This window comes from Microbacterium sp. CH-015 (genome assembly GCF_049707015.1).
Classification (GTDB): Bacteria; Actinomycetota; Actinomycetes; order Actinomycetales; family Microbacteriaceae; genus Microbacterium; species Microbacterium aurum.
In genome coordinates this window covers 12,973-34,631 of record NZ_JBNAFJ010000010.1, presented here as the reverse complement: position 1 = coordinate 34,631, position 21,659 = coordinate 12,973, and the positions used below count along the sequence as shown (strand labels likewise).

The window sequence follows — 21,659 nt, the reverse complement described above, 5'->3', positions numbered from 1 at the left end:
GGTTATCGCTACGCACATGGCGCTCGTTTGCTATCTATTTCAGCACATCGGGCGTATCTTGCACCTATGTACGCATACAGATCTTGCGCACTCCCCCGTTTGCCGCCGCCACATAGACGACCGCAACGGTGAGTCAAGACGTACCTCTGCTGTCGAAGCCGCCAAACGCGGCTGCGACGAAGGGGACCTACGATGGCTCACCAGAGATCCGGCGACGATGTCACAGCGGCCAAGCTCGACCGGCTGCACGCTCAGCTCGCTGATGCGGTAGCCGATCTTGTGACGGGTGAGGACTGGACCCGCGCTCTCGCGTTTGCGGCCCGGTTTCGCTCTCGATCGTTCAACAACACCCTGCTCATCTGGATGCAGCACGCCGCAGCTTTCGAGCAGGGTAGGGTCTCCGCCCCCACGCCGACATACGTCGCCGGCTTCCGGCAGTGGCTGCGACTGGGCCGGTCCGTCGATCGCGGCCAGCCCGGCTACATGATCCTCGCGCCCGTCGTGCGCCGATTCGCTTCGCGCACTCCGCAGGTCGCCGAGTCGTGGCGCATGCTCGCGCCCCGCGAGGCCCCTCAGCGGGGCGAGGCTGTGCAGTCCCGGTTGGTCGGCGTGCGCCCGGCATACGTCTGGGATGCCTCGCAGACCAGCGGTGCGCCGATTCCGGAAGAACCTCGGCCGCGGCTGCTGGAGGGTGAGGCACCGCCGGGGATGTGGGACGGCCTCGCGACGCTGGTGCGCGCACGGGGGTACTCGTTGCGCCTTGTCGACAGTGATCGGGACCTGGGAGGAGCGAACGGCATGACCGACTACCTCACTCGGAGCGTGGCCGTCCGAGGCGACATCGATCCGGCAGCGCGCGTGAAGACGCTCGCGCACGAGCTTGCCCACGTGGAGCTCCACGGCCCCGATCACCCCGAGGCATCCCTCCATCGGGGAATCGGCGAGGTCGAGGCCGAGTCTGTCGCGCTGATGATCGGCGCGGCGCACGGGCTCGACACGTCGAGCTACACGATCCCCTACGTAGCGACGTGGGCGACCTCCGTCGAAGGGAAGACGCCGGTCGAGGTCGTTCAGGCGACGGGTGAACGTGTGCGGTCGACCGCTGTCGCGATTCTCTCGCAGCTGCATACGGCTCAGGTGGGAGCCGGCGATCCGCCGGGCCTATCGAGGCAATCGGCACAAGGGCGACCGTGGGAGCGAAGCCTCGACGCCAGCCCCCACACGGGATCCCACCGGCGACACGTCGCGCGTTCCACGACGGCTGGGCCGGTGCTCTGATGGACACCGCAGCGCTGTTTGCATCCGTACTGGGGGTTCCGCCCGCGGAGGGAGCCGCACGATTCGCGGACGCCGGGGTGCCGGTGTTTCCGTGCAGGGCCGCTGAGAAGCGTCCGCTGACCCAACACGGCTTCCACGACGCGACCTCAGATGTCGAGCAGGTCAGAGGGTGGTGGGCGCGATGGCCCGACGCGAACATCGGGATGCCGACCGGCTCCCGATCCGGACTCGAGGTCGTTGACATCGATGTGCACGGTCGGGTGCGCGGGTTCGGTCCCTTCGAACTCGCCCGCCGGGAGGGACTGGTCGACCGCTGGCAGGTTCTGGTGAAGACAGCATCCGGCGGCATGCATGCCTACTACCCCGCCGACCCGCAGCGACCACAGCCGTCCTGGCAAGCGGCGAGGTGTGGCATCGACTTCCGCGGCGAAGGCGGCTACGTGATCGTCCCACCGTCGCGGGTGATGTTCGAAGGCAACAGGTCGAGTTACGAGATGATCGGCGTTGGGCGCCCCGGCGCAGTGCCGCTCGACGCGGTCGCCCTTCGGCAGTTCCTCGACCCCCGGCCGGCTCCCCCGACGAGCACTGCCGACTCTGCCCATCGGGATGTCGACACAGACCGGATCGCTGGCTGGCTCGCCACCCGGATGGAGGGCGAGCGCAACCGAGCGCTCTACTGGGCGGCGTGCCGTCTGGCGGAGAACGGCGTGCCTGATGACAACGCTCGAGCTGTTCTCGGCCCGGCCGCAGTCCGCGTCGGCTTGAAGGAAGCCGAGATCCTCACCACCATCCGATCCGCGTATCGGACGGTGGTGGGGACGACACCGCCCTTTCGCACCCGCGCAACCGCGCCATCGATGAAGGGCCGCGTGATCTCATGATCTCGGAGAATGCGCCAATGCGATCGGGGCGCCTCGCCGTGTGGACGGCGGTGGCGGGCACCGTCTTCATCGCGATCGGTGCCTTCTGGCTGTCATTCACTGCCCTCGCCGATCTTGCACATCGGTCGGGCATCGCCACCAATCAAGCCTGGGCGTGGCCGCTGATCGTCGACGGGATCATCGTCGTGGGGACGGTCTCTGTCGTCGCGCTCGCAGGTGGCCGGGAGGCTTGGTACCCGTGGATGCTCCTGATCGCGGGCGCGGCGGTCTCCGTCGCTGCGAACGCGATCCACGCCGTCGTCGCCGCAGACGCGGACGTCCCACCGGTGCTCGCTGCATCGGTCGCGGCGGTACCGCCGCTGGTCCTGCTCGCGATCACGCACCTCACCGTCGTGCTCACCCAGAGGTTCCGGATGCCTCACTCCTCCACAGCATCCGCCGCTCGGACGCCATCCACAGAAGTCGTGCAACTCCACCCGCATCCGGACGTTCCGGGGAAGGGTGCGCGTAGAGACATCGCGGCGCTGATGCGTCAGCGCGGGATGTCGAACAAAGAGATTGCGAGCGCCACGGGAGTCCACCCCTCGACAGTCGGTCGATGGTTCGCGGGGACGCTCGGCACACCTGACCTTCAGAAAGGGGCCACGCCATGAACGAGTACGACCGGGACCACCGGCCCGACGTGCGATTCCGCGCCTCAGCCGACGATCCTGCGCGCTCCGCCCGGTCTGCCGGCGACGAGGTGTCCGAGTTCGCGCGACACGGCGACCCCTCGCTGGAGCGGCAGCCGTTCAGCCTGTCGGGTTCCGAGCGCGTGCGCAGCGAGGTCGTCTGGATGCGGCCGACTGAACTCGTACCGGTCGTCACCGGCCGGGTCGCCGGGCAGGGCATCGACCTCGAATCGTCGATCGCGCGCCGCGCCCGCGCCTTGCCCACCCAGGGGGTGGCGGCGACACGACGTGCCATTCGTGACCGCGCGCTCCATCTGCCACCCGTCACTGCGTTCGGCAGTGGTCGCCACGTGCACGGCGCTGTACGGCGCTCCGGGATCGGTCGATAGCGGGTTGCCATGGTCAGCCAGCGTTCAGGGTCAGCGACAGGCGCATCGTCATCTCCGACGGACGCCGGGGACGAGCCGGTGCGCGAGCGCGACGAGTTCGAGAGTTCGGAGGGACTTCGCGCGCTTCTGGAACGCCTCGCCGCGCAGGATCACGGCGCGTGGCGCCACGACCGGGAAGCCGAGGCGCTCATGGCGCATGTGGTCAAGCGATACGCCAAGCTGGCCCGCAAGCATGGCCTGGACCCCTGGGATGCCGGAGCCGCCGCTTTCGATGCCATGCGCTCGGCCGCGGTCCGGAACGCGGATGATCCGTGGGCGGTCGTGACGCGTGCCGTCCAGGTGACGATGATCGCTGAAGAGCGCGCGAACGGGCTGCTGTGCTCGGTCTATCAGGCCCGTCGCCCCGAGTTCTCCACGTTCCACGACCCCGAGCGGTTCAGCGATCGGGAGAACCCACTGAGCGACTACCACCCAGCGCTGCGCGTGGAGTCATTCGGTGACTATGACGAAGCCGAGGATCCGCAGGAAGGAACCGGCATCGTCGAGGCCGTCGAGAGCGCGATCGCATTCCTCACCCTCCTCGGCTGGCCCCGCACGCCCGCGCGCACCGCAATGGAGTACGTCTGCGCGCGCCTGAGCGAGGTGTCCTCCCGCGCGACCGCATGGGAGTCGCTCCGGCGCGACATCCACGGCAGAACCCTCCTCGACCTGTCGTCGACGTCGTGGAACGGGCTGCTTCGTGCCGTGCTCGGGAACCCCGAGCCAGAAGTCGCCCGCACGACCGCGGGTCGCGGCATCCTGCTGCGCCTGCTCATCGGCGAACCGCTTCGGTCGCTGCTGACCGATGACGACCTTGTTCTTGCCGTCAGTCTCTCCGCGCCCGCCGAGAAGGCGAGGCAGTGACCGTGAACGCGCGAATCGGCCACATCGAGCTCGAACGATCGATTGCGTCGATCGTCGTCGGAAACCGGCATCGCCAGGAGTACGGCGACATCGACGAACTCGCCGCGTCCATCACCCGCGACGGACTGCTGCAGCCCGTCACCGTGACGCCCGAGGGGATCCTGGTCTGCGGCGCCCGACGACTCGAGGCACTGAAGCAGCTCGGAGAGAAGACCATCAAGGTCTGGGTGCGATCCGGTGTGTCGGATCGGCTGGCAGAGCTGCTCGCCGAGCAAGCGGAGAACGTGCTCCACAAGCCGCTCACCCCCACCGAAGCCACGACGCTCTACACCGAGTTGAAGGAGTACATCTCAGAAGACGCGCAGCGGCGCCAGGCGGTGACGCAGTTCAGCCGGCAGGGGGATCCAGGCGGAAACCACGGCGGTGCCACCGTGGCACCACCGCAATTCAAGCCGGGAAAGAGCCGGCTGCAGGCAGCATTGATGGTGACCGGAAAGGCGTCGTACACGACGCTCGATCGCATCGCAGAGCTTCAGCGGCTCGTGGCAAGCCCCGTCACCGACCCCGCACTGAGGGAAATGGCGATCGAGGAGCTGCGGGTCATCGACGAGGGCGGCAGCGTCACCGCCGCCCACGCACGGATACGTGAAGTCATTCGTCCGACGCCGCGAACGATCGAGGATTTCGAAACACCCGAAGACTTCGACCCTCCCGACGAACTCGAGCAGCTGGCGAACGCCGCGCTCGCAAGAGTCAAGGACGCCAAGCGTGGTCGCAACGCCCGTAAGGCCCGTAGCGCGTCCACTCATGTCTTCCCGGTGCGCGCGTTCGTGCGCGTGTGGGAGGACCTCGACCAGTGGTGGACCCACTTCGACGTCGCCGCCGTCGCCACCGAGCTGACCGACGAGCAACTCGCGCAGTTCGAGGAGACCCTCGCATTCACGGTCGAGTTCTTCACTCAGTTGCGCAGCGCACGCGCTCAGCTCGGACGGGAGATCGCGTGATGGCACCCTCACAGCGTCCACATCGTCGACGCCTCGTTGTCCTGCTCGCGGTGACCCTCGGCGTAGTCGCTGCACTGGTCGGGGTCGGACTCTACGGCCTCGTCCTCGCCCCCTCCCCCAACGCAGTCACGCCGACGAACGATCCGACAACTCCGGCGTCCGCGCCAGGTGTTTCGACGCCGGCTCCGTCGCACAGCGCGCTCCCCGCGATTGTCTCCACGACGGATGCTGAGGCCTTCGCTCGTGACGCCGCTGATGCCCTGATCACGTGGGACACGACGGAGTTCGAGCTGACCGACTACGCACAGGTCATCGTCGACGCGGGCGATCCGTCCGGCTTCGAGACGGCGGCGCTCGCGTCCGACGTGCGCTCCTACTTCCCGACGGCGGATGCCTGGGCGCAGCTGCGCACCTACGCAACCCGCCAGTGGTTGACGATCGACGACATCTACGTCCCGGCATCCTGGGACGTCGCCCTCGCCCAGGCCGCGGAAGGCGACATGCTGCCCGGCACGGTCGCCTACACGATCTCGGGGACGCGCCACCGAGCAGGCACCGTCGGCACAGACGCGCAAAAGACGTCTCGACCGATCGCGTTCACGCTTTTCATCGCCTGCGAGCCCAGTTTCGACGAATGCCATCTGCTTCGGCTCTCCGAAGTCGACAACCCGCTTCGATGACCAGCACCGAACATGAAGAAGATCATCATCGGCCTCGTCCTGGCGTTGTTTCTGCTCCCCCTAGCGGGGATGCTCGCGGTGCCGCTCGTCTATTCTCCTGCTGCTCTTGCGGCATGCCAGGCATCCGGCCAGCTCGTCGTCTCCGAGGTGCCAGACGAGCTCACAGCGGCCACGAGCGACGGCGTGTCCGTGACCCTTCGCCGTGCACAGCTCACGCACGCAGCGACGATCATCACCGTCGGCAGCGGAGTCGAGGGCGTCGGGAGGCAAGGCGTGATCATCGCATTGATGGCGGCGCTCACGGAGTCGACACTGAGGATGCTGGCGAACGCCGCGCACCCCGCATCGCTCGACATGCCCAACGACGGCGTCGCTAGCGACCACGACTCGCTCGGTCTCTTCCAGATGCGACCAACTTCCGGGTGGGGCGACGTCGAGGAGCTCATGGACCCGAACTACCAGGCGCGCGCGTTCTTCGGTGGCATAGACGGCCCCAACTACCCGTCGCCGGCGGGACTCCTTGATATCGCGGGGTGGCAAACAGCAGACCCCGGATCCGCTGCGCAGGCGGTCGAACACTCGGCCTTCCCCGACCGGTACCAGAACTATCAGCCCGTCGCAGAGGCCATCATCGCGGCCCTCACCAAACCTGCCATCAGCGCGGGCGCGAACGACTCCCCGCTCGCATCGGTTCCGGAGACAACACGAGTCGTATTTCCGCTCGCCACCGGAACCTGGGTTCGTAGCAGCGGCTACGGGTGGCGGACGGATCCGGTGACGGGACAGCGGGCGTTTCACGCTGGCACGGACTACGCCGCCGCCGACGGAACAGCGATCATGGCCGTAGCCGACGGCGTCGTCAGCTTTGCCGGCCCATCTCCCGGGTATGGCCAGTTGGTGATCATCGAGCACACGATCGACGGGATGCGCGTCGCTTCCACCTACGCGCATATGTGGCCCACCGGAATCCATGTGAGCGTGGGCGAGCGAGTCGAAGCCGGCCAGCACATCGCGGATGTCGGCACTGCCGGCAAGTCGACCGGAACTCACCTTCACCTGGAGATCCGTCCCGGCGGCACCTTCCAGCCGGCGATCGACGCGGCATCCTGGCTCTCCGATCACCGTGCTGCGGGGCTCGAGTCCGCCGAATCCGACGCCTCAACGTGCGTCGCGACAGTCGCGAGGTGATCGTCGTGGAGGTATTCCCTGACTTCGGTGCCGTCGGAGGCGCGGGGGACCTTCGCGCGATCGTGGGTGCTCTCCTCATGTACGTGTTGGTCTTCGCTGTGCTCGCAACTCTGATCTGCGCGGTCTCCTGGGCGATCGCTGCATCGAGCGGCAACTACCAGTCAGCCATGCGATCCCGTGCCGGTCTCTTCGTCGCCGTAGGCGCGGCGGCACTTGCCGGCGCTGGCGTTGCGTGGATGAACTTCCTCATCGGGATCGGTCAGCAGCTGTAACCGTCTGTTCGCGATTGCGGGGACGCCGCGCGCACCTTGTACGCAGGTTCATTTCAGCCCAGACAAGGAGCAAGACCGTGATTGATATCGCACCCAACGGTTCGGGACTTCCCGGCATCGAGCAGCTCCGCGTCATCGTCGGCGCCGTGATGACTGTCGGCCTCATCCTCGCCGTGCTCGCACTCATCATCGCCGCCGTCGCATGGGGGTACGGAGCGAACTCGTCGAACCCTCATCTCGCGTCGAGGGGAAAGCTCGGTGTGCTTGTCGCCTGCGGCGCTGCCGTGATCTGCGGCGCGTCCGTCACGCTCGTGAACTTCTTCTGGGGCGTCGGCCAGTCCGTCTGACCTGACCTGATCTGCGAAGAGAGGCGGACCGAGTGGCTGGCGTGTGCGACATCCCGGTCATCGCCGACGTATGCCAATCCGTTGGATCCGGCGTCGCTTCCCTCGTCGCTGCGCCGTTCGACTGGCTCGCTCACACGCTCAGCGGCGCCGCTGCGTGGTTCTTCGAGGCCGTGTGGACGGTCTTCGACACGACAACCCTCGTCGATGTGACGGGAGCGCAGTACGTGCAGGTGTACAACCTCCTCTTCGGCGTCGCGCTCTTCGTCATGCTCGTCTTCTTCTGCCTCCAGCTGATCACAGGGCTCGCGCACCGCGATCCGACCGCCCTCTCGCGCGCCGCGATCGGGCTGGGCAAGTCCGTTCTTGGATCGTTCGTCGCGATCACGCTCACTGCGACGCTCCTCGAGATCACCGATCGATTGGCGATAGGGATCGTCCAAGCCACGGGGAACACGATGGAGGGAATGGGCGATCGCATTGCTCTCATGGCGACCGGACTGATGGCGGTGAACGTCGCGAGTCCCGGTGTCGGTGCGATATTGACGATCTTCCTCGCCGGGCTCGCGATAGCGGCGACAGCGATCGTCTGGTTCTCGCTTCTTATCCGAAAGGCGCTCCTGCTCGTCGCGATCGTGTTCGCACCGATCGCGCTGGCGGGGTTCTCGTGGGATGCCGCGCGAGGCTGGTTCGGCAAGTGGGTCGCGTTCGTCGTCGCACTCGTGTTCTCGAAGCTCGTTCTCGTCGTCCTCTTCCTCGTCGCCGTCAACCAGACTGCAGCACCGATCGATCTCGACCTCGCGTCCATCAGCGACCCGATCGCCGGAGTGGTGCTCATGCTCGTCGCAGCCTTCGCCCCGTACATAACCTACAAGTTCATCTCGTTCGTCGGCGTCGACATGTACCACGCGATGTCCACCGAACAGGAGGCGAAAGGCGCAATGAACCGTCCCGTTCCTGTGCCTGTGACGCCGGCGACGGGGCGGGCGGCGAAATCGATTCTCGACGGTGCGGGCGCATCGAAGGACTCGGGAGCGGGCGCCACGTCCACCGCACCTGGCGCTGGCGGTGCGGTGGCCAGCGCCAGCACATCGGGGGCCGCCGGCACGGCAGCTACCGGAGCGGGAGCCACGGGCGCCGGCGGAGCCGGTGCGGCCGCGGCGGCTGGCCCCGCAGCAGCCATTGTCATCGGTGGTCAGGTGGTCAGCAAGGCGGCGACCGCCGGCCCGAAGCTGGGCGCTGCCGCCGGCCACGCCGCATCCGGACATGCCGAGGGCGCCGTCCCGACTGAGCTGCCGACAATGACGGGTGCGCCGGCGGGCGCTATTCCGGCCCCGCAGCCGAAGCCTACAGCTGCTCCGCCGCGTCCGATTCCCACTCCGCGCGAGAGGACCCCCGCATGACCGCCACAAGTACGCGCACGAATCAGCTCCGCCCGGTTCAGTTCTCCCGGCTACCCAAGCGCGGCGTACTGCTCGGGCTGTCGCTCGCACAGCTCGTGACACTCGCCATTGGACTCATCGCGTTCACGACCGCGGTGTACATGGGCGGCGGCATCCTGTTCGGCGTTACCTCACCGATCTGGGCGACCAGCCTCGTGTTCTCGTTCGTCCCTGTCGGCGGACGCAAGATCATCGAATGGGTGCCGATCGCATTGCAGTGGGGTTGGCGGAGCGTCGGAGGCCAGCTGAGATTCCGAGCGGACGTCGTGCGACCACGTCCCGCCGGGACGCTCGCTCTCCCCGGAGACGCCGCGGCGCTGCGCGAATGGGTGGATCCGGAGACCGGCGCCGCAATGATCCAGGATCCACACGCCCAGACGTTGACCGCCGTCGTCGGCATCACACATCCCGCGTTCGTCCTCCTCGACGGCGGCGAGCAGGAACGGCGGGTCGCGGGCTGGGGTCGCGTGCTCGCAACCGTGTGCCGATCCGGCCGCATCGCGCGCGTACAGGTCTCCGAACGCACCGTCCCCAGCTCCGGCAGCGGCCTCGCCGAATGGTGGGCCCGGCACGGCATCGACGACAGCACCTGGCCGGCGGTGACGTACAAGGAGCTCATCGACCGCGCGGGCCCCGCCGGTGAACGCCACGCGACCACGATCTCGCTCGCACTTGACCTGCGCGCCGCCGCCCGACCGATCCGCGCCGCCGGCGGCGGGATGAAGGGCGCGGCGAGCGTCCTCCGGCAGGAGATGACCACCTTCGCGACGGCGTTGCGTGCCGCCGACCTGACCTCCACCGGATGGCTCACACCGGGCGACGTCGCCGTCACACTCCGCTCCGCATACGACCCCGCAGCCGCCCCCGCCCTCGAGCGGCACGGCGACATCGGCAGGTCGCTCGCCACTGCGGGGCCGATCGCCGTCACGGAGTCCTGGGATCGACTTCGCACCGATTCCGCCCACCATGCAGTCCTCTGGATCTCGGAATGGCCGCGGTCGCAGGTGTTCCCGGGCTTTCTCTCCCCCCTGCTGCTGACTTCCGGCATCCAGCGCACCTTTTCGCTCATCTGCACCCCGGTCCGCGCCGACATCGCCGCGCGAGACATCCGCAGGAAGAAGGTGGGGCTGCTGTCGGATGCCGCGCAGCGGGCGAAGATCGGTCAGATCGAGGATGCCGCGCGCACAGCCGAATACAACGACGTCGTCCAGCAGGAGTCAGACCTGACCGCGGGGCACGGCGTGCTGCGCTACACCGGCCTCGTTGCGGTATCCGCCCCGTCAGCGGATGAACTCGAGGCTGCGGTCGCCGCGATCGAGCAAGCCGCGGTGCAGGCGGCCTGCGAGACGCGTCGGCTGGTCGGACAGCAGGCGCAATCGTTCGCCGCGGCCGCGCTGCCCCTCTGCCGAACCATCTGACCTCAACTGACAGAGAGTGACGCCGCATTCACCCCGGGGACCCCACACGCACCTCCTCAGAGACTCCGTTGCAAGGGAAGCGAAATGCCTACATTCCAAGATCCCGTCGTGGATGGCGAGGAAGCGTGCCAGGCGCTCCGAGCACTCGCGCATGCAACCCGATCCTTCGACCAGCCGGCCGCGACCTACGCCGTGGTGGGAGAAGTGCTGGGAGGCCTCAGATCACTGGGGCAGGTACTTAGTCAGCTCGCATCCGCCCATACGAGCGAGAGCGCGATCCCCCGCGCCGAAGACGGCAATCTCGAGGCGGGCATCGAGGAAGCGTACGCGGCCGCGACCGCGCTACGGCGGGCATCCGCCCTTGTCGCCCGGGCGGAATTGGCCGTGGATCGTGCATCTCAGCACTCGGGTCGGATCGTCTGGGGGTCCGCTTCTCCAGGCGCATTGCTACCCCTCACCGAGGCGATAGCGCCAAGGATCAATGCAGACGACTCCTTCCTGCGCGCCTTCCCCTTCTCCTCCCCCGGATCGAGGGTCGCGAGCCGCCGACACAGCGGGATGTCGCTATGAGCGGGCGCGAGGACCAGCGACTTCATACGGCCGTTCTCGTGGACCCCGCAGGCGAACGGCGAAAGGATCGTCGCGCCAGGCGGGCTGCATCCCAGAAGCTCACCGCTGACTCCCGAGCTGCCGCCACCGCCGCCCAGCGCACCGAGCTCGAGGCGCTGCGCGCCGATCAGCGAGCAACCACCTATCTCCCCGCACCGGGCGAATCCAGGCCCGCTGCGCTGCGTACCCCTGGACACCTCCGCCTCCCCCGCCACCAGGACACCAGCGCGACGCTCGCAGGCGCCTACCCGTTCCTCGCCGAAGGCGGACTCGGCTCCCAGGGAGTCTTCGTCGGACAGGACCTCTACTCGGGTGCATCATTCGTCTACGACCCCTGGGTGCTCTACTCCCGCGGGATGATCACCGCGCCGAACATCGTGCTCGCCGGGATCGTCGGCTCTGGCAAGTCGTCCCTCGTCAAGAGCCTCTACACGAGATCGATCCCCTTCGGCCGGCGCGTCTACGTGCCGGGTGACCCGAAGGGCGAGCACACCGCGGTCGCGGAAGCGGTGGGCGGGCAGGCGATCGTGCTCGGGCACGGGATGGCGAATCGTCTCAACCCGCTCGACGAGGGGCACCGACCCTCCGGCCTCAGCGACGATAGCTGGGCCGGCCAAGTCGCCTCTCGGCGCCGCGACCTCATCGGAGCACTTACCGAAACCGTGCTCGAGCGACCATTGAGCCCACTGGAGCACACTGCGATCGACCTGGCGCTCGCCGACGCCGTCCGCTCGTGCGACACACCTATCCTCCCCATGGTCGTCGACCGGATCCTTTCCCCCGACGAGTCTCACCAGGCCGACCATCGCCTCGTCGAAGACGGCAGAGTCGTCGGCCATGCGCTCCGCCGACTCGTCGCCGGCGACCTCGCGGGACTTTTCGACGGACCGAGCACTGTCACGTTCGATCCGAGCCTCCCGATGATCTCCCTCGAGCTTTCGCGGGTCGCAGAGAACGCGACGCTCGTCTCCGTACTGATGACGTGCTCGTCCGCATGGATGGAGTCGGCACTGCTCGACCCGCAGGGCGGGCAACGATGGGTCATCTACGACGAAGCTTGGCGCCTCATGTCGCACCCGGCGCTGCTGAGACGGATGGACGCCCAGTGGCGCCTCGCGCGCCACTACGGGATCGCCAACCTGCTGGTGTTCCACAAGCTCTCCGACCTCGACAACGTCGGCGACCAAGGATCCGCGATGCGGGCGATCGCGTCATCCCTACTCGCGAACGCCGAGACACGGATCATCTACCGGCAAGAGGCCGACCAACTCGGCGCCACAGCCAGTGCGTTGGGACTCACCGGCACGGAGCAGGGCCTGCTGCCTGGCCTCGGCACAGGGCAGGGGCTCTGGCGCATCAAGGACCGCAGCTTCGTCGTTCAGCACCAGCTGCACCCGGCCGAACTCGCAGCTTTTGACACCACCACCCGGATGACGGAGGGCGTGAAATGAGCACAATTCATGCGGCACGACCCGCGACCGATGTGATGACCGTACCGCCGGTCCTTCCCGTGATCGCGATGACGATCGCCGCCGACGGCACGATGACCGTCGCGGTCGACGGGACGCCGTACGAGCCACCTCGATTCGGGCCGCCCTGGGTGCGGTCATCCTTTGCGACAGTCATCGACTCGGTGCTGGCGGAACGCGGCTTGCCGGTGCGGGTACTCGTCTACGAAGCGGACGGCACCGTCTTCACAGATCTCGTCACGAGACCGCTGCAACGGGTCCTCGACCCCACCGCTCAGCCGCCATGTCGGGACGATGCGGGCGGGACGCCCGACACGGAGGGTCTCATCGATGCCGCACCGCTCGTCGCGCCGCCGCGCGTCGTACTCGGCGAGGACGGCTTCATCCCGGGCGAGGAGGTCGCCGTCGCGATCATCCTGCGACACACCAAGGCATCCACGGACGGCTCCGCGCGAGCGCTGCTGGAACCGGGCATCTGTCGGGTTAGCGCCGACGGCGAGGTCATCCTCGTTGGGCGCATCTCCGGAACGTGCGTGATCGCGGGACTCACATGACCGCCAACAACCGCCTCGATGTCTCCGGGCCCGACGCACTTACCAACCTCGCCCTGCTCGCCCTCGGCGGAGTTGTCGTGATCGCGGGCGTCCTCCGCGTGGCCGGCCACGTTGCCGCGTTCGTGACGGGAGCGGATCTGCCGATAGGTGGTCTGGCCGCAGGGCTCAGGGTCTTCGGCTCACCTGGCGACCCCGGGGCTGCCCTCGGCTCCGCAGGACTCAATCCCTTTGCCTATTGGGCAGCCGTCACCGTGCTCGTCGCTCTGATCTCGACAGCCGCATGGTGGATCTGGCGAGTCATCCGCAACATCACGGATCACACTCGTTCCGATCCCAACCGCATCGCCGGGATCGCGACATCGGCCGACGTGCGCCGCGCAGCCTCAGACCGCGCGCTGCTGTCGAGGGCGGCGCATCTGAGGGCATCCGTCACCAGGCCCCAACCCAGCGACGTGGGATACCTCGTCGGGATGGCGCGCGGCACGAAAGTGTGGACGTCGGTCGAGGACTCCATCCTCGTGATCGGCCCGCCCCGGTCGGGTAAGGGTGCGCACATCGTCATCAACTCGATCCTCGACGCCCCGGGCGCGGTCGTGACCACATCCACCCGGCCGGACAACCTCACCGCGACCATTCGCGCACGGATGCGACGCGGCCCGGTCGCTGTGTTCGACCCGCAGCAGCTCGCCCCGGGAGTCCCGGCCGGCTTGCGGTGGTCACCGGTGCGCGGGTGCGAGATCCCACTCACCGCAATGATCCGAGCGGCAGGACTCGCAGCCGGCACCGGTCTGTCGAGCGCCGGAGTCGAGAACGGCGGCTTCTGGGAAGGAAAGACACGGACCGCGCTCCAAGCACTCCTCCACGCGGCCGCGCTTGATGGCCGTTCTCCGGCCGAGCTGTATCGGTGGACGCTCGATCCTGCGGCGGCTCAGGATGCTGTGGCGATTCTCACCTCGAGGCCCGGCGCGGCGACCGGCTGGGCCGAGTCCCTCGAGGCGATGATCGACGCCGACCCGCGGACGCGCGACTCGATCTGGCAAGGCGTATCGCTCGCACTCTCAGCGCTGGCCGACCCACGGGTGTTGGATGCCGTCAGTCCCGGTGAAGACGAAGACTTCGACCCCGAAGCCTTCCTCCGCCACAACGGCACCCTCTACCTCCTGGCCACCGGCGCCGGAGCCGGCGCCTCGTCCTCCCTGGTCACCGCACTCGTCGAGGACCTCGTCGAAACAGCCCGACGGGTCGCCGCGCGCGCCCCCGGCGCACGCCTCGACCCACCCCTCCTCCTCGCACTCGATGAGATCGGAAACCTCGCACCTCTGCCGTCGCTCCCCGTTCTCATGGCAGAAGGTGGAGGCACCGGGGTAACCACGATGCCGGTGCTTCAGTCGCTCGCGCAGGCGCGGCAGCGATGGGGCGACAACGCTGCGACGGCCATCTGGGACGCGAGCATCGCCAAGATCGTGCTCGGCGGAGCTTCGGGATCTCGCGACCTCCAAGACATCTCGACATTGATCGGCGATCGCGACGAGGTCACCGACTCGATCACCGTCGGCGAGCGCGGACTGCGCTCGAACCAGCGCTCGACGCGACGAGTCCCGATCATGCCCCCCGACGTGATCCGGACGCTCCCGTACGGCACTGCGCTGCTTATGCTGAGGGCCGCTCCGCCCATAGTCACGCAGCTGCGGGAGTGGACGACCCGGCCCGACAGCGCTCAACTGCGCGCAGACCGCGCGCATGTTGAAGATCAGCTGCGCCGGGGATAGCGCACCCACCTACTTGTTGATGGCCGAACCGCGGCCGACGCCCTAGGAGCATCCGATGACGATCCAGACCCAGCAGTCCCTCTCCGGCTTCATCGCGTCGGAGCCCCAGCTCGCCTTCAACGCCAAGGGCGAGGCCCGATTCTGGGTGCGCATCGGGCAGGAGCACTTCGACCGCAACCACGACGGCACCTTCACTCAGACCGAAACGACCTATCACGACCTCGTCATGTTTCGCCGCAACGCCGAACGCGCCTACGCCATGTTCAACAAGGGCGACGCCTTCATCGCCGAGGGCTACACCCACACCTCCTCGCGACAACGCGACGGAGAAGCGGTCGAGGTCGAAGAGTTCGTCGCCAAGCGCCTCGGCCACGATTCCGCTCGGACGAACTACACCCTGCAACGCCGGCGCATCGTGCCGCCGCTGGCGCCGGCGACACCGTCGAATTCCAAGTCCGCAGTCCGGCCCGTCTCCCTCTGAAAGTCCTTCAGATGCCCGCCGACGAGCCTCTGCACATCCCCGGCTACCAGTTCGACCCGCCGCCTGCTGATGCGCCGGATGCCGAGCCAGAAGGCCTTCCCTCGGTTCCGCGTCCGGTGAACTGGAACATCCTTACTTCGGACCAGGCCGCGTTCGAGTGGGTCGAACTCGACCGATGGGTGAACTGGCTGCGCCGCACCTACGGCCTCGGACCATCAATCATCCCGCCTCTATGGCATCGTCACCCCGAGCTCGTCTGGGAGCTGTCCGCCCTCCACCTCCACTGGCTCTGCGCATACGACGAGCAGCAGAACGGCTCCGCCCCACTCGGCTGGCACCAGGACTTCGCCGAGGCCCGCGAACGCCTGCACGACTGGGTTGCCGCCTGCGGCTCCCGCCTCGACCGCGACCGCGCCACCCGACAGACTGCGTGGCCAGGAGAGGATCCCGCGCCCACGATCGCCGAAGCGACCATCCATGATCGTGCTGCAGACTTCCGCAGCTTCGTCGTCGAGGATGTCGCTCGTCGTAGGGCGTTCGAGGATGCCTACGTGTCGACCGCAGGATAACGATCGGACTGGGTCGATAACGCGGGTGAACTGGCGGTACGCCGAACCGCACGGGTACCGCGCCAGCGGCAGGCATTCTGCTCATCGAACCACTGGAAGGCCGCGCATGTGCCCACGCCCCCGCGCGGCACGGTCGCAGTTGCGAGGTTCATGCTGCTGGCGGTATGAATGTCGACAGGCGCCACCATCGCGCGCTACGTGTCCCGAGAGGATTGCATGACTCCCGACGCGCTCTACCTCGAACTGCTCCGTGGTGCATCTCTGGACGCGATCGCCGGGACAGCGCGCGCTCTGTCGCCGGACGACGCGCTCCGATTCCTCGACGACCTGGCGGGGCTTGCCAGCACGACGCCGTACGCGAGCGTGCTCACGCCGGACGTCGCCGACCAAGTGCGGGCATGGCTTGATGCTGGAGCCCTGCCAGACGAAGTGGCGAGCGCTACGTTCGCCGGAATCGTCGACCGGGCACGCAGGATCCGTCTCGCGACATGGGAGACGCTGGCCGCAACCCTGGACGATCATCTCGTAGCGGCAGATCGGGAGCGCCAGAGCATCGAGGCACAGATGAAGGCTGCTGGTATTTTCAGCGGCCAGCGTCCGGCTCTGCGAGCCGCTCTGGCTGTGCAGGACGGCGTGCATCTCGCCATCCGCCGGCGGCGCAACGACGCGTTGATGGAGGCGCGCGGCGTCCAATCACAGCTCGATGGTCAGAGCGCCGCGGGGTACGATTTCGGCCGCAGGTGCACGGAGGCGCGCATGAGCGCCTGAGCACTCGATTGAAGCCGGAGAGATCCGCCGAGTTCGCGATTCGGATCTGCTTTCTTCGTGGCGGAGTCGGCATGGCGACTGAAACGGCTGGGGTCATCGATCCATGAGGCCCTCATTGCGCGCGCCGAGGGAAAGGTGTCGCTCACATCGCGAGAGAGACTGGCGCGGCCTGCAACACCCCCTGGGTCGATCATGGGCCCTCCGACGGGCGACCCGCCACCGCAATAGCTGCCGCACCATCCTCTCCTGGAGAGTGATCCTCGGTCGGAAACAGTTCGTTTGACTGAACCAAAGCCCAGGGACCCAGTGCTTCGCAAAGCGTCTCGAGTTCGCGGGCGAGCTCGAACCGGATGGTGAGACGCGTGCAAAGTCTGCCGGTGTCTGCGGCCGCCCAGGCGTCCACCTCGCTGCGGAACTTCTCCTCGACCGGTGTATCGACGATCCTGCCGGAAGTGATCGAGGGCACCCGCCGCGGGCACCGGCTGCTCGCCTCGCACTATCCGTACCGGGGAGACTCGCAGGCGGCACACCGCGCACCGACCCCGATGGGACGACGGCACACGCTGCTGCACGGCCACACGCACGTGAGGGATCGGGGTCCCGACGGGCATCAGTTCCACGTCGGCGTCGACGCGCACGACTACGCCCCGATCCCGTTGACCGTCATCGACGAGTGGATCCAGGCTATCCCTGGCATCGAGACGCGCCTTCAGGCGGCGATCCGCGAGGCCCGCGAGGTCGTCGCCGGCCACGATGACATCTCACCGCGAATGGACTCGAAGTACTACATGCAGGGGTACAAAGAGCTCCGCATCGCCCTGGAGGAACTCCTCAACGCGCTCGGCGCACCGCTCTATCCAGGAGGGGATGGTCGCGATCAACTGCCTGCCTCCAGGGGAGACAACGAGCGGAGCGCGCGCCCGGATCAAGATCGTTCTTGACCTTGCGCTCGTTGGACCCGCAGCCCGAGGTGCATCCTATGGGCCTGATGGTCGCACTTCAGTCGTGCACGAAGGTGACAAACAGGCCACCGTACGTCTGAGCGTTGGTTCCTGGAACCACTTGGTGGACCCTCCAGCCTGCGGCCGCCCACTGGTTGACCTGCGCCGACGTCTGCGTCAGCTCGACAGGCTGGCCATTGTTCATGACAAACTCGGGGAACCACACGATCTTGTACTCGGGCATGCCCTTCCTCTCATTCATTCGACTGATGTCGCACTGCGCTGATGGGCGGCAGAGCGACCTGCCGAGGCGGTTGCGCGCTGATCCGGCTCAGTACGACTTGGGGAAAGTAGCTCTTGTACAGGTATTCGTGACGCCGGTCTTCGTGGGGCACTGTGTCCAGGCCTTCGGGCGGAAGCTCATACCCGCGCCAGGGCTCGGTGCCGACCACGCGGACCCGTGCTTCGTAGCCGCCGACCAGTATCTGCATCCCCACCAGGTACTCGGGGGTCTCCCATACGGGGCTGATCTGCCATCGGCCCTGCCATGAGTCGTCGGGGTGGTCTTCGAGCCACTCGGTGAGTGTTCCGTCACCGTGCAGCTCGATCACGAAACGTCGATCGTTCACCGTCTTGAGCCATTGCGACCCGTTCGCGAACATTGTCGTTCCGCGGTCAATGGCTCGTTGGCGCTCGGCGGCATGGTCCATGCAGCTACGTTATCGCCGGCGCGGGCGAGCCCCGTGTGGCGCAGCGGCCCGGCGGGCGGGGCGCGCTTCACGCCGGGGCGCGCTACCCGTGTGCCCTCACGGCTCCCAAGACTCGTCGGCGGGGAAGAGCTCGCTGCTGTCGACGAGGGCCCAGGCCCCGAGAGCCGCGCAGAGCGTTTCGAGTTCGCGGGCGATCTCGAACCGGATGGCGAGGCGGGTGCGGAGCCTGCCGGTGTCCGCGGCGGCCCAGGCGTCCACCTCGTTGCGGAACTTCTCCTCGACCAGCTTGTTGATGAGGCGCTTCGCCTGGCGGTCGATGAGCAGGTTGCCTGTCGTCAGGTAGCCGAAGCGATCCACCGCGACCGTTGCGGTGGGAGTGTGTTCAGTTGCCATGTCTTCCCCTCTCCGAGATACACCTCTCCCTGTGGGAGGCGCTCGGCGGGTACTGCAACTGCGGTGACCTACTGTAGGAGACCGGCGGCGGCGCTCGCAAGCGCACGCAGCCGCGGGGAGGCGCGAGGCATGGGGCCATTCGCAGAGTTGCGGGCGGGCCGCATTCAGGAGTTCTTCATCGTGCCTCGAGACGGCGGGGCGTACTCGTTGCCCGTGAAGGGCGCCGACTGGTCTCTCCGGCTTCGCGGGCGTGAGCCGGGCCGGTATGACGCCGACCGTGCGACGCGCGATGCCGTCGCCGAGTTCGAGGCTGCGGAGGCGTTCGACTCCACTGTGCATGTGCAGTACGTCGAGCCCGAGTTCGGTCGCAGCGGCATGGCCTACATCGAGGGCTACGCGAAGTCGCCCGTGCTGGTGAGGGTCACCGCGTTCGTGCGGATCGGCGCGCTGGGGATGCCCGGGGGCATCATGAACCTGCTGGTGCAGAACGAGGTGCTCCCCGAGCAGGTGCAACGGCTGGCCGAAGGCGACGAGGCTCCGGTCGGCCGCGTGAGGCTCGTCCCGGTGCATCCGCCCGAGGATTAGGGTCGCCACTCCCCCGCGTCAGCGTCGGGGGGCTTCGGTACTCTGTGGCGATGGGGATGGCGGGGGGTGCAGCTGACGCGTCCGACCCCGCACCGCCCACCGGGCCGGCACCGGGTGGCCGGGCTCTGACAGCGACGGTCGAGTGCCGGACGAGCCGCTCCGCGATCCACGGCGAGCCGCACCGTGTCATTATCCGCCCGGACTGGAGCGTGCAGACCCCGCACGACCTTGATGCGGAGCGCGTCGCGGTCGCCTTCGGAGGGTATGCGTCCTGCGTGGAGCTGGTGGATGTCGCGGTTCCCGCGCTGCGTGCGGCGATCGAGCGGCTGACCCGTCAGGAGCCGTTGCCGATCCGCCGCGACAAGCGGGGAGATTGGCGCATCCTGCCGGCGCAGCAGTTCCGGGACTGCTGCGCCCGGGTCGCGTTCCCGTCGATCGAGGTGGCCGCGCGGCATCTTCATGGCGCGGCCCACCTGGCGCGTCAGCATGCCGCGCGGGAATGGCAACTGGCGGCGCTGCTCGCGGCCGCGGAGCGCGCCTGGGCGTGGGACGAAGCCCCCGGGGTCGACGCGGGGGTGCGGCGTCTGGTGCGCGAGGAGGGCGGCGTCGCCGATCTGTGGCGGGCTGGTATCCACCCCGACCAGTTGCCCGGGATCGCCGCCGCGGTTCCCGCGGTGACGGAGCCTCTGCCGGTGTCGTTCTACCTCGGGGTGGTGTACGCGGGCACCGACCGCGAGTGGATGGGCGCCGTCACGGCGCATCGGCCCGACGGCGACACTGCGGCATGGCTGGCGTGGCTCGACTCGCCCGCCGTCGGCCGCGACGCTGCGCTCTGGGGGGCATGGCTCGACCTCGGGGTGCACCGAGACGGCGTGCGCACCGCGGCGGAGCGCGGCCTCGACCCGAGGCGGGCGCACGAGGTCGCCCGGGCGACCGGGCGGAACGTGGGCATCGTCGCGCGCGACATCGTGCGCTGGGCTCTGGCAGGCTGCGAGCCGACCACGGAGCACTTCGCCCTGCTCGCACGGCACGGGCTCGAATACTCGTACCCGAGCGCGGGCGGGGTTGACCGCCTTGTCGCGGAGGTTGAGCGGCGCGGGCTGGGCCGTGGCGTCAGCCGGACTGAGCTGGGGGTCATGCTCATCGTTCATGGGACGCAGCCTGCGGTTCTCGCTGCCCTCTCATCCGGCGCAGGGAGGCTTGCCGGGCTGTCGGAGGACGGCGAGAGGGGCGCTGCATGACGGCGGCGATCGGCCCCGCCCCAGGCGGGGAGCCGCTGGTTCTCACGATCGAATGCACCATCTCGCCCGCCGACCAGTTCGGGGCGCCACACACGGTTACAGTCTTGCCGGACTGGAGTGTCACAGTGCCGCACGACCTGGAGGCCGAGCGGGTCGCGGCACTGTTCGGCGGCTGGTCGTCGTGCGAGAGGTTCGCGTCCGCGGCGGTTCCCGCCTACCGGCGGATGGTCGACGTCATGTCTGGCGCCTCTGAACTGGATCGGGCCGCCGGCGGGTTGTGGGCAGCATCTCGGGCGCCCGGGTGCTGCACGCCGCCGTCGGTCTTCACGTCGCGCTTCGAGGCGCTCCTGCACGAGGTCGGCCCGTCGCACCTGGCGGCAGCGTTCGGGACGACCCCCAGGTCGTGCAGGTCATCGCAGCGGCGGGTCGGCACGCCTGGTCTCAGGCCGCCGACCCTTCCCTGCTGGAAGGCGGCGAAGCCGGGTACCGGGAGCTGTGGGACCGCGGCATTCACCCCGAGCGGGTCGCGCGGCTCGCTCACGCCCTGCCTGACGCTGTCTGCCCGCTACCTGTGGCGACGTACGTGGAGGCGGAGCGCCGCGACATCGACACGGTGTGGCTCGCCGGGGTCGCGGCGGTGTTCCCGGTGACAGAGTTCGCCGCTTGGTGCGTCAGCAACGCCGATGGCTCCGGGCGGATCACCGCTTCCGAGGTCCGTGAGCTGCGCGATCTCGGGTTGTCACCGCGGGACGCGATGGCCGCGCTCGAGGGCGGCGTCGCGGCCTCGGCGATCGCGGATGCCGTGCACGTGTCCGGGGCACGACCGGCGAGCCTGGCGCGATGGATGGGTGCGTGGGCTCGGATCGGGTGCGCCCCCACCGGGGAGCACTACCTGCTGCTCGCCGAGCGTCGCCTCCTGCACGCCCGCCCGCTCGCTGCGGACATCGACGCGCTCGTCACGGGCGCCGGCAGGGCCGTCGACCGCACCGAGGCGGCGGTCATGCTCGCGCTCGAGCCGAGCCCTCACCGCGTGCTCGCGGCGATCCGCGGCGGGGTGCGCTCCGCCGCGGATCTGCGGCCGACCAGATGATGTTGATACA

At 68.1% G+C, this 21,659-nt stretch carries 25 protein-coding genes; 22 read left to right on the top strand and 3 right to left on the bottom strand.

All coding sequences use genetic code 11. The features are described 5' to 3' along the window. Positions 1–192: 192 nt before the first annotated feature. The 19 genes from ACPYN4_RS13195 to ACPYN4_RS13105 all read left to right on the top strand — a co-directional run bounded on the left by ACPYN4_RS13195 (position 193) and on the right by ACPYN4_RS13105 (position 17,630). Entirely contained in the window at positions 193–1,278 is a 1,086-nt protein-coding gene (locus ACPYN4_RS13195; protein WP_424446619.1) for an ArdC-like ssDNA-binding domain-containing protein, read from the top strand. Beyond that, positions 1,278–2,159 (top strand): bifunctional DNA primase/polymerase, encoded by an 882-nt coding sequence (locus ACPYN4_RS13190; protein ID WP_424446618.1) that lies wholly within the window; start codon positions 1,278–1,280, stop codon positions 2,157–2,159. Before ACPYN4_RS13195 ends, ACPYN4_RS13190 begins: the two co-directional genes overlap by 1 nt. A gap of 17 nt (positions 2,160–2,176) precedes the next feature. Then, positions 2,177–2,812 carry a DUF2637 domain-containing protein gene (locus ACPYN4_RS13185; RefSeq protein ID WP_424446616.1) on the top strand — a complete coding sequence of 212 codons (636 nt, stop codon included), beginning with the start codon at positions 2,177–2,179 and terminating at the stop codon, positions 2,810–2,812. After that, positions 2,809–3,219 (top strand): hypothetical protein, encoded by a 411-nt coding sequence (locus tag ACPYN4_RS13180; protein ID WP_424446615.1) that lies wholly within the window; start codon positions 2,809–2,811, stop codon positions 3,217–3,219. The genes ACPYN4_RS13185 and ACPYN4_RS13180 overlap by 4 nt, the downstream gene beginning before the upstream one ends. Before the next feature lie 78 nt (positions 3,220–3,297). Further along, positions 3,298–4,122 (top strand): hypothetical protein, encoded by an 825-nt coding sequence (locus tag ACPYN4_RS13175; RefSeq protein ID WP_424446614.1) that lies wholly within the window; start codon positions 3,298–3,300, stop codon positions 4,120–4,122. Positions 4,123–4,124: 2 nt separating this feature from the next. Beyond that, on the top strand, positions 4,125–5,126 hold the full coding sequence (locus tag ACPYN4_RS13170) for a ParB N-terminal domain-containing protein (RefSeq protein WP_424446613.1): 1,002 nt from the start codon (positions 4,125–4,127) through the stop codon (positions 5,124–5,126). Between the two features lie 50 nt (positions 5,127–5,176). Next, on the top strand, positions 5,177–5,806 hold the full coding sequence (locus tag ACPYN4_RS13165; protein WP_424446612.1) for a hypothetical protein: 630 nt from the start codon (positions 5,177–5,179) through the stop codon (positions 5,804–5,806). Positions 5,807–5,818: 12 nt separating this feature from the next. Continuing rightward, complete coding sequence (locus ACPYN4_RS13160; RefSeq protein ID WP_424446611.1) at positions 5,819–6,994, top strand: M23 family metallopeptidase; 1,176 nt, start codon at positions 5,819–5,821, stop codon at positions 6,992–6,994. Between the two features lie 5 nt (positions 6,995–6,999). Next, a complete protein-coding gene (locus ACPYN4_RS13155) occupies positions 7,000–7,266 on the top strand; it encodes a DUF6112 family protein (protein ID WP_424446665.1) in 267 nt (88 codons plus the stop codon). 77 nt (positions 7,267–7,343) lie between these two features. Beyond that, a complete protein-coding gene (locus tag ACPYN4_RS13150; protein WP_116193375.1) occupies positions 7,344–7,613 on the top strand; it encodes a DUF6112 family protein in 270 nt (89 codons plus the stop codon). A gap of 32 nt (positions 7,614–7,645) precedes the next feature. Then, positions 7,646–9,013, top strand: a complete 1,368-nt coding sequence (locus ACPYN4_RS13145; protein WP_424446610.1) for a conjugal transfer protein TrbL — start codon at positions 7,646–7,648, stop codon at positions 9,011–9,013. Then, positions 9,010–10,470, top strand: a complete 1,461-nt coding sequence (locus ACPYN4_RS13140) for an SCO6880 family protein (protein ID WP_424446609.1) — start codon at positions 9,010–9,012, stop codon at positions 10,468–10,470. The genes ACPYN4_RS13145 and ACPYN4_RS13140 overlap by 4 nt, the downstream gene beginning before the upstream one ends. A 566-nt stretch (positions 10,471–11,036) precedes the next feature. Then, a complete protein-coding gene (locus ACPYN4_RS13135; RefSeq protein WP_424446607.1) occupies positions 11,037–12,530 on the top strand; it encodes an ATP-binding protein in 1,494 nt (497 codons plus the stop codon). Beyond that, positions 12,527–13,102, top strand: a complete 576-nt coding sequence (locus ACPYN4_RS13130; protein ID WP_424446606.1) for a hypothetical protein — start codon at positions 12,527–12,529, stop codon at positions 13,100–13,102. The genes ACPYN4_RS13135 and ACPYN4_RS13130 overlap by 4 nt, the downstream gene beginning before the upstream one ends. Then, positions 13,099–14,871: a type IV secretory system conjugative DNA transfer family protein gene (locus tag ACPYN4_RS13125; RefSeq protein WP_424446605.1), complete on the top strand. Its 1,773-nt coding sequence runs from the start codon at positions 13,099–13,101 to the stop codon at positions 14,869–14,871. The genes ACPYN4_RS13130 and ACPYN4_RS13125 overlap by 4 nt, the downstream gene beginning before the upstream one ends. Before the next feature lie 55 nt (positions 14,872–14,926). Further along, positions 14,927–15,352: a single-stranded DNA-binding protein gene (locus ACPYN4_RS13120; RefSeq protein ID WP_424446604.1), complete on the top strand. Its 426-nt coding sequence runs from the start codon at positions 14,927–14,929 to the stop codon at positions 15,350–15,352. Between the two features lie 11 nt (positions 15,353–15,363). Further along, the gene (locus tag ACPYN4_RS13115; RefSeq protein WP_424446603.1) at positions 15,364–15,921 is read left to right on the top strand and encodes a hypothetical protein; all 558 of its coding nucleotides are present in this window, start codon (positions 15,364–15,366) and stop codon (positions 15,919–15,921) included. A gap of 216 nt (positions 15,922–16,137) precedes the next feature. After that, positions 16,138–16,689, top strand: a complete 552-nt coding sequence (locus ACPYN4_RS13110) for a hypothetical protein (RefSeq protein ID WP_424446602.1) — start codon at positions 16,138–16,140, stop codon at positions 16,687–16,689. 377 nt (positions 16,690–17,066) lie between these two features. Then, positions 17,067–17,630 (top strand): hypothetical protein, encoded by a 564-nt coding sequence (locus tag ACPYN4_RS13105; RefSeq protein ID WP_424446601.1) that lies wholly within the window; start codon positions 17,067–17,069, stop codon positions 17,628–17,630. Positions 17,631–17,688: 58 nt separating this feature from the next. Here ACPYN4_RS13105 and ACPYN4_RS13100 read toward each other — a convergent pair whose 3' ends face one another. The 3 genes from ACPYN4_RS13100 to ACPYN4_RS13090 all read right to left on the bottom strand — a co-directional run bounded on the left by ACPYN4_RS13100 (position 17,689) and on the right by ACPYN4_RS13090 (position 18,733). After that, complete coding sequence (locus ACPYN4_RS13100; protein WP_424446600.1) at positions 17,689–17,874, bottom strand: DUF4177 domain-containing protein; 186 nt, start codon at positions 17,872–17,874, stop codon at positions 17,689–17,691. 10 nt (positions 17,875–17,884) lie between these two features. Beyond that, positions 17,885–18,340: a hypothetical protein gene (locus tag ACPYN4_RS13095; RefSeq protein ID WP_424446599.1), complete on the bottom strand. Its 456-nt coding sequence runs from the start codon at positions 18,338–18,340 to the stop codon at positions 17,885–17,887. Between the two features lie 96 nt (positions 18,341–18,436). Further along, positions 18,437–18,733, bottom strand: a complete 297-nt coding sequence (locus ACPYN4_RS13090) for a hypothetical protein (protein WP_424446598.1) — start codon at positions 18,731–18,733, stop codon at positions 18,437–18,439. Between the two features lie 129 nt (positions 18,734–18,862). Here ACPYN4_RS13090 and ACPYN4_RS13085 point away from each other — a divergent pair, with 129 nt between their 5' ends. The 3 genes from ACPYN4_RS13085 (at position 18,863) to ACPYN4_RS13075 (ending at position 21,649) form a co-directional block, all read left to right on the top strand. Beyond that, positions 18,863–19,318 carry a hypothetical protein gene (locus ACPYN4_RS13085; RefSeq protein WP_424446597.1) on the top strand — a complete coding sequence of 152 codons (456 nt, stop codon included), beginning with the start codon at positions 18,863–18,865 and terminating at the stop codon, positions 19,316–19,318. Between the two features lie 275 nt (positions 19,319–19,593). Continuing rightward, complete coding sequence (locus ACPYN4_RS13080; protein WP_424446596.1) at positions 19,594–20,559, top strand: hypothetical protein; 966 nt, start codon at positions 19,594–19,596, stop codon at positions 20,557–20,559. A gap of 403 nt (positions 20,560–20,962) precedes the next feature. Further along, complete coding sequence (locus ACPYN4_RS13075; RefSeq protein ID WP_424446595.1) at positions 20,963–21,649, top strand: hypothetical protein; 687 nt, start codon at positions 20,963–20,965, stop codon at positions 21,647–21,649. Positions 21,650–21,659 lie beyond the last annotated feature (10 nt).